The organism is Streptomyces sp. NPDC001970 (genome assembly GCF_053594115.1).
On the sequence record NZ_JBSFDW010000114.1, the window covers coordinates 1 to 1,555 of the forward strand.

Annotated in this window: 3 protein-coding genes; 2 read left to right on the forward strand and 1 reads right to left on the reverse strand. The window is 65.6% G+C overall.

Annotated features, from left to right (window positions below; genetic code table 11):
* The first annotated feature begins 377 nt into the window (after positions 1 to 377).
* Both ACWCP0_RS42075 and ACWCP0_RS42080 read left to right on the forward strand, forming a co-directional pair.
* Positions 378 to 863 (forward strand): RrF2 family transcriptional regulator, encoded by a 486-nt coding sequence (locus ACWCP0_RS42075; RefSeq protein WP_451083981.1) that lies wholly within the window; start codon positions 378 to 380, stop codon positions 861 to 863.
* Between the two features lie 283 nt (positions 864 to 1,146).
* The gene (locus ACWCP0_RS42080; RefSeq protein ID WP_451083982.1) at positions 1,147 to 1,284 is read left to right on the forward strand and encodes a hypothetical protein; all 138 of its coding nucleotides are present in this window, start codon (positions 1,147 to 1,149) and stop codon (positions 1,282 to 1,284) included.
* Between the two features lie 60 nt (positions 1,285 to 1,344).
* On the opposite strand, the gene ACWCP0_RS42085 is transcribed toward ACWCP0_RS42080, so the two are convergent.
* The coding region (locus ACWCP0_RS42085; RefSeq protein ID WP_451083983.1) for a hypothetical protein at positions 1,345 to 1,555 on the reverse strand (211 nt) is incomplete at its 5' end.

Consider the following 1,555-nt stretch of genomic DNA (forward strand, 5'->3'; position numbering starts at 1 on the left):
TTTCAGAACTCCTTCGAAGCTTGTCGTTGAGGCCTGAGGCCTCCCGTATCCGCGACTGCTTGGTGGGGTGTCCCCTCGTGGGGGCAGGAGGGGACACCGCGGCCGGATCGAACGTGAGAGCGACATTGGCGACACTACGTATCGTCGATAGATGGTGTCAAGTTTTATCTGGTGCGGGTGGCGTGCAGGGGCGTCTGGGTGCCGAAGTGCTCGCCGGTGCCGAGATGGGGCGACTGACGGGACTCGGGTATATATGGCTTTGCTCCGGGCCTTGTGAGCCATCGGGGGTCGACTCGCCGTCCCCGTTGGGCTCGATCGGAGGGGGGTGGGGCGAAACGCTTTGACTTAGATAATTCAGGACACATACCATCTTGGTTATGTACATGAGCAAGGGCGTCGAGTGGGCCGTGCACACGCTTGTCAACCTGGCGATGCTCGGCGATGACGATCCGGTGGGGAGCGCCCAGCTCGCTGCCGCTCACGGGCTGCCTGCGGCCTATCTCACCAAGCAACTGCACTTGCTGGTGAAAGCCGAACTCCTGACGTCCACCCCGGGGCCGCGCGGTGGGTTCAGGCTGGCCCGCGACCCGGACTCGATCACCATGCTCGATGTCGTCCTGGCCATCGAAGGAAACGAGAGCCTCTTCCGCTGCACGGGAATCATCCGGTGCGGGAAGATCGCCGAGCTGCGCACCGGCGGCGGCGGTTCCGCCTCCTGCGCCGTCAACCGAGCCATGTACCGGGCCGACCTGGCCTGGCGTGACGCCCTTGCGACACAGAAGCTCTCCGATGTCCGCAGAGAGCTCGAGATGGATGACCCCGCCGTGACGAGGACCGTCCGCCGGGCGTTCGGCCGGGAGTGAGGCGTATATGCCGGGGGTGCGACAGCGCCGGGTTCTCGGCGGGCACTTCACGGTGTCGGCCGCCTGCCTGACGGTGCGTCAGTCTGGTGGTACCGGGTTCCGACCCTCGTCGGCCGTATCCGGGGCGCGGTGACGGAGTACGCGGTGCGCGAGGATGTGACCATGCCGCGGCACGAGCTGGAGCAGGCGGTGAAGGCTGCGGTGCGCCATGGCCAGGAGGGTCCGGCGGTGGAGTAGCCCAGCGTGCGCCCGGCCCGGCCGCGCGGACGGAGTGATCCTCGGCATGGCGTACTCGGTGCGGGATGTGGCTGCGCTGCTCCAGACCGCCGGCCTTCAGGACTTCGACGAGATGGACGTGGTGCGGTCCGACCTGATCGAGTGGCGGGGTGGCGGGCCGGACGTATGGGCGCCGACGACGTGATGCACAGGGGCGTCACGGTAGAGCGAGAGCCGCGGACGTATGTGCCTGTGGAGAACATGCTCAATCAATTTGAACTCCGCGGGTCAGCCTGCGTGGTGCCCACGGTTTCATGGCGATGAAGTTCTTCGACCAGGCCGAGAACCACGAAACGCCTGAGGCGTAAATATCGGGCTGCGGCGCTGGTTGCACCTCACGAATTCCGATGCCGGATACACTTGGTGCCTGCGCCCATCGCTCATTTCCTCGTACCCGCACCGAAGGAGTTCTGAAG

Bases quoted from the DNA above. Each gene is read 5' to 3' on its own strand.
- ACWCP0_RS42075 (WP_451083981.1), top strand. From the start codon at position 378: ATGTACATGAGCAAGGGCGTCGAGTGGGCCGTGCACACGCTTGTCAAC.
- ACWCP0_RS42080 (WP_451083982.1), top strand. From the start codon at position 1,147: ATGGCGTACTCGGTGCGGGATGTGGCTGCGCTGCTCCAGACCGCCGGC.